This is a genomic window from Micromonospora sp. NPDC003776 (assembly GCF_053605645.1).
In genome coordinates this window covers 1-4925 of the sequence record NZ_JBSGJR010000032.1, presented here as the reverse complement: position 1 = coordinate 4925, position 4925 = coordinate 1, and the positions used below count along the sequence as shown (strand labels likewise).

The 4925-nt window shown below is 61.4% G+C and carries 4 protein-coding genes; 3 read left to right on the top strand and 1 reads right to left on the bottom strand.

Annotated features, from left to right (window positions below; all coding sequences use genetic code 11):
* The 3 genes from ACWEVO_RS05300 to ACWEVO_RS05290 form a co-directional block, all read left to right on the top strand.
* Window positions 1-690, top strand: a 690-nt coding sequence (locus ACWEVO_RS05300) for a hypothetical protein (RefSeq protein ID WP_452306326.1), incomplete at its 5' end; no start/stop codon positions are given.
* Between the two features lie 9 nt (window positions 691-699).
* Window positions 700-1281 (top strand): HEAT repeat domain-containing protein, encoded by a 582-nt coding sequence (locus ACWEVO_RS05295; RefSeq protein WP_452306325.1) that lies wholly within the window; start codon window positions 700-702, stop codon window positions 1279-1281.
* A gap of 702 nt (window positions 1282-1983) precedes the next feature.
* Window positions 1984-2283, top strand: coding sequence for a hypothetical protein (locus tag ACWEVO_RS05290; RefSeq protein ID WP_452306324.1), 300 nt, complete (start codon window positions 1984-1986; stop codon window positions 2281-2283).
* A 180-nt stretch (window positions 2284-2463) separates the two neighbouring features.
* On the opposite strand, the gene ACWEVO_RS05285 is transcribed toward ACWEVO_RS05290, so the two are convergent.
* Complete coding sequence (locus ACWEVO_RS05285; RefSeq protein ID WP_452306341.1) at window positions 2464-3957, bottom strand: pentapeptide repeat-containing protein; 1494 nt, start codon at window positions 3955-3957, stop codon at window positions 2464-2466.
* Window positions 3958-4925: the final 968 nt, after the last annotated feature.

Genomic DNA, 4925 nt, shown 5'->3' with positions numbered 1-4925 from the left:
TTCGTCCGAGGCACTGACAACGCTCTGTACCACAAGTGGTACGACAACGGCTGGTCCGACTGGGAGAGTCTCGGCGGTGTGCTGACCTCAGCACCTGCGGCCGCTTCCTGGGGATCGGATCGCATTGACGTATTTGTTGGCGGGGCAGACGAAGCGATGTGGCACAAGTGGTGGGCTTTGGTGCCGACTGTCCGCCTGCACACAAAGATCCTCACAACGCCCAATATTGCCGTGGCTAGGATGGTCGACCGAATGAGGGAGGTCTACGGTTCGTGCGGCATTGCAATTGAGTGGGCATCGACAGAGATCCTAAACCTTCCCGACTTGAATGACGTCGACGTCGGTCAGTGTCTGAGAGGGCAGACTACAGATGAACAAGACGACTTGTTCGCCAACCGCAACAACGCTGGCGGCAATGACATTGTAGTCTACTTCGTTCGTTCGACTGTTCCACCGTTCAACGGCTGCGCCGCTCATCCGGATGGACAGCCTGGTGCGGTGGTGGCCCAAGGAGCGACGCAGTGGACGCTGGGGCATGAGGTGGGACATGTCCTGGGCTTGATACACGTGAACGACAATAACCGCCTAATGACAGGCAACGGTACGGGCAGCATCACCAATCCTCCTCCCGATCTAAGCGCAAGCGAGTGTTCGACGATGACCGACAGCCCCTTTACGGTGGATGTATAGGAGTTCATCATGGCCGTATCAGAGAATCAGGTCAGGGCACTGCTTGAGCCAGATGAGCCTAACTATGTTGCGGCTACCGAGCTCGGGCCGGAGGCCATACCTCACTTGGAGGCCTTCGTTCGCGGTGCCGACCCGATGCTCGCGTCTAAGGCCGCATACCTTGCCGGACTCATCCCCGGCGAGCATTCGCCGGAGGTAGTCAAGCTTGCTGCCCGGCATGGCGATCCTATTGTGCGGGTGGCTGCGGCCAGCGCCACTCGCAATATGCCCACCACTGCAGCCAACGATATTCTCGTCGGCCTCGTGACCGATATGGATCCGGGTGTGCGTAGGGTAGCCAGATCCTCAGTGCCTGAGGAGCCCTCAGAGGAACTCTCGCAGCGGCTGAGTGAAGCACGGGAGAGATTCGGTGGCGGAGGACCGACGAGAAACTTTCCACTCGATCAGCTGATGCCCGGGGAGCGTGCCCGTCAGGGAGCCACGCCAGCCGAATCGTCGGGCCTGATGCCCGGAGAGACGCCGACTCAAGGAATAACGCCCGAGCCCTCGCCTGGCGAGTCCCAAGGACGCATGCCGGGCGAGACCGGATAGCTGGCCGGACGGCACCAGTAGCGGGATGGATACTGCGCGGACATGCTCGGGTCAGGCAAGAGCCCCTGTAGACGCGACGACTGACATCAGGTCGCCACTGCTGGCGGCTGCGGCCAAGTTGATGGCGGCTCGAGTCGAGAAGCCGATACCGGGCATCGTCGGTTGACGTACAGGTCCGGGCCCGCATCAGGGCTCGTGCTGCCTTCTTCCTACCTCGCTGTTCGACGCCACGCTTACAAGAGGAACATGCCGCTGGCGCGGCACCCCGGCTGCCGGGAAGTAGCCGGGACTGCGCCCGGTCTCACTCATGCCTGTGGCTACTTCCGTCTGAGAACTCTGTGCGTCGCGTCCGCACCCGTCCGGCAACGGCTGCATGCTCGACGCTTCCTCATTCCGGCGTTCGTCAGCATGCCGCCGGCCGGCGGCGTTGCTATCAGCTGTGCTGTCGGCAGCCCAGCCGCCGGCTACCCGGACCGAACCCCGCTGGGGGAAGCCTGGTCGGCGTTGTCGGCCAGTGTCCGCGGGGTGTCGTTCTCTGTGGTCCTGCCTTGCGTCATGCCGGCTGTGACCATTGGAGTCGGTCGCGCAGCACAGCGTTCGCTGACTTTCTGCTGATGCGGCGCCTTCTGGTCTGTACCTCCCCGCAGACCGGTCGGACTCGGTCGGGCGCGTTGTCAGTCGGCCCCTTCCAGAGTTGTGGCGGTGGCTGCGGTCGTGGCGGTGCTGTACTTGGTTGCCGCAAAGAAATGGGCAAAGCGGCATGATCGGCGGATGGCGGCGGTAGAGGCATGGTTTCTTGGTGGTCCGGTCGACGGGCGACGGATGCTGATGAAGCTGGGTGCCGACGGCTGTCCACCGGCCGTGGCCAAGCTGCCCCAGACCGGCTTCTACGTCGGGTCGAGCGACGTCGCGGCACCCGCGGTTGAGCACGTCCACGTCCTCGCCGACAGGCTTCACGACACCGAGATGTACCAGCACCAGCAGCCTGCTCAGGAGACGTAAAGGGCATCACACGCCGATGGCGCCCATGTCGTGCTCGTTGATTTGGCTGCTCGATTGACTGCTTGGCTCCCGTCTTGGCTCTACTCGACGCCCTCGGGGACTTTCGCACTCTTCCTAGAAGCGCGAACGCTTCCGTCATCGTGCGTCCCGCAGATTGACGTTGAAGTGGCTAGGCGCCGATCACCATCCGACATGATTGGACTCGACTCCTCCGCCTGTAATCCAGTGGTCTGGCCCGTCTGCGGAGTAGCAAAGGGTCTCATCGCTTGCACGACCATCGAGACCGATAGTGAATGTTTGAGCCCAAAATCCCCACCGATCGACCGAGTCCCGGCAGGTAACGGTCACCTTGCTGTTAGGGGTAAAGCCCGACAGCGTCACGTTGTACCACCAGCCTCGAGGAGCAGTGCTCCCGCGGACGAGTTCGATACGTGCCCCTACTGGTGGGCGTGGGTTAGCCCCTTGCGATGGGCCCGCCCCGGGGGCTGCGCTCGCCCTTGGCGGTGGAGGCGCAGCGGTCCAGGTCACATGGTTCGACTCGGTCGCGCCCGACCGAACCCAGTGTTCCGGGCCATCACCGGAATAGCAGGCCCTTTCTATGAAAGCATTGCCATTTGCGTCAGTGCGAAGGGTGCGGCGAAAGAAGCCCGTCGGCGACACGGTGTCGTGGCAGGTGAGAGTGACGGTTTCATTCGGGGCGAATGACTCGACGGTGATTGAGTACCAATATCCGGATCGAGCACTCGGTCCGCGAGCCAATCTGATCGAGGGTACACTCTTTAGCGTGGCGGAGTAGACTTGGATCGCAATAGGCTCGTCCGCTGCTGCGTTGGCAGAGCGGGGACCAATCCGCACGAAAGAAACAATCGTGGCTGTCTCGCGACGACATAGAACAGCCCCCTTGGCCAGCGCGGTCGCCTTCATTGCATCGCTCGTGCGGGGTGCGACTTTACATTGTCGGTAATGTGGCACCTGGCTACGGTCGAGGCTAGCGAACCCGTGCAGCAAGACTTCCTTCCGCGCTGCGGAGTAGGTTAAATCTCCCCAATTCCGAGCGATACCCGGGTGAGCGTCGCCCAACCGCAGGTACTGGCCGTCGCTAAGCGTCCAAGACTTGGAGGGGGATATTGCTATCAGATCCGATGCTGAAGGTCCTTGAACCGGCCCTGCGGCGGAATCCGCGGAAGTCGCGCGTTCTAGGTCCGCGCCTGTCATATCAGCACTGTCGCGGCCAAGGCTTTCGCTAAGGTCTGCGCCACTAAGGTCCGCATTCCGGAGTGCAGCCTCGGTAATGGTGCTTCCCACCAAAATTGCGTCCCGGACGATGGATCCAGCGAGGTTCGCCCGGCTCAGGTTAGCGCCTTGGAGGTTAGCCGAACCAAGATCGGCGTTCTCCAACACCGCCTCGGTCATAACCGCGTCACCAAGTTGCGCCCGCTGCAGACTGGCACCCTTCAAATTCGCACGGTCGAATTTCGCCCCGGCCAGTTCCGTCCTTCGAAGTGTTGCTTGTGATAGATCCGCCCCAGCGAGGTCGGCAAAGTTAAGGTCTGCATCTTCCAGATTTGCGCCAGCTAAGTAAGCGTTCCGAAGGTCGACCCCTGCGAGATCCGTACCTTGCAGGTCCAAGGGTATTCGACTAGAGCGGTTGGCCGCGACGGGTCTAGTCACCATACGTAACGCAGCCTGGATATCGGGATCGACTGGCTGTCGCTGCGATTTTTCTGCGGCACCTGCCGACACGCCTTCACGCGGTGCGTGAGTACGGATGAAAGCAGAGAGGATCTCTCGGATCGACTCACCGTCGTCCTGAGAGTCGAGCATGATGCGACCGAGGGCATATATGCCGCCCAACCGAATATCAAGCGTTGGGGAACCTAATTGGTCGATGGCCTTTCCGAACCGATCCGTAAGCTGTCCCTGCTCCGTCAAATGAAGCTGTCCGGCGGAGGATTCACGGGCCGCGTCAACTGATTGTGCCGTATATATAAGCGCTCCAACAGCCGTAAAGACCGTGACGGCAGAGAACGCGTTTTGCAGCCATTGCTGGGTGCCTAAACGCGGTAAACTTCTAGAGTTAGAGCGCTGACGGCGCAATCGCCTGCCTGTAGCCAACTTGTTGTTGATGAGGGGGTTCAGCCTGGAAGGTCGCCAGTTTCTACGCACGGTAGCCCCGGTCAGTTCGATGACTAGATGACCATGGACGGAAGCGTGTCAGCTCCCGAGACTGAAGTCCAGAGCTTGATGATGATCTGTTCGATAGTTGACATCGGCAGTGGGACCTGACGGCAGTTCGGGGAGCAACACGCCTGGCCTCCGCGTCCAGCCTTGATCCCCCTCTGGCTGCTCCGCGGAGGCCGGACGCCTCGCTTACAAGAGGAACATGCCGCTGGCGCGGCACCCCGGCTGCCGGGAAGTAGCCGGGACTGCGCCCGGTCTCACTCATGCCTGTGGCTACTTCCGTCTGAGCTCTGTGCTCCTCGTCCGGGCGTGACCGTTCACGTTTGCTACCTCGGGCAGCCGTCCGTACATCACCGGCCACGGCCGGCTTAGTACTCCAGCCGGGGTTGTTGACCTTGGCTGAGCTGCGGTTCGATGCGATGCGGGAACGAGGGCAGCCACCGTCGATCATGGACGGTTGT

Excerpts from the sequence above, each read along its gene's own strand:
- ACWEVO_RS05285 (WP_452306341.1), bottom strand. The coding sequence starts at position 3,957 with ATGGTGACTAGACCCGTCGCGGCCAACCGCTCTAGTCGAATACCCTTG.
- ACWEVO_RS05295 (WP_452306325.1), top strand. The coding sequence starts at position 700 with ATGGCCGTATCAGAGAATCAGGTCAGGGCACTGCTTGAGCCAGATGAG.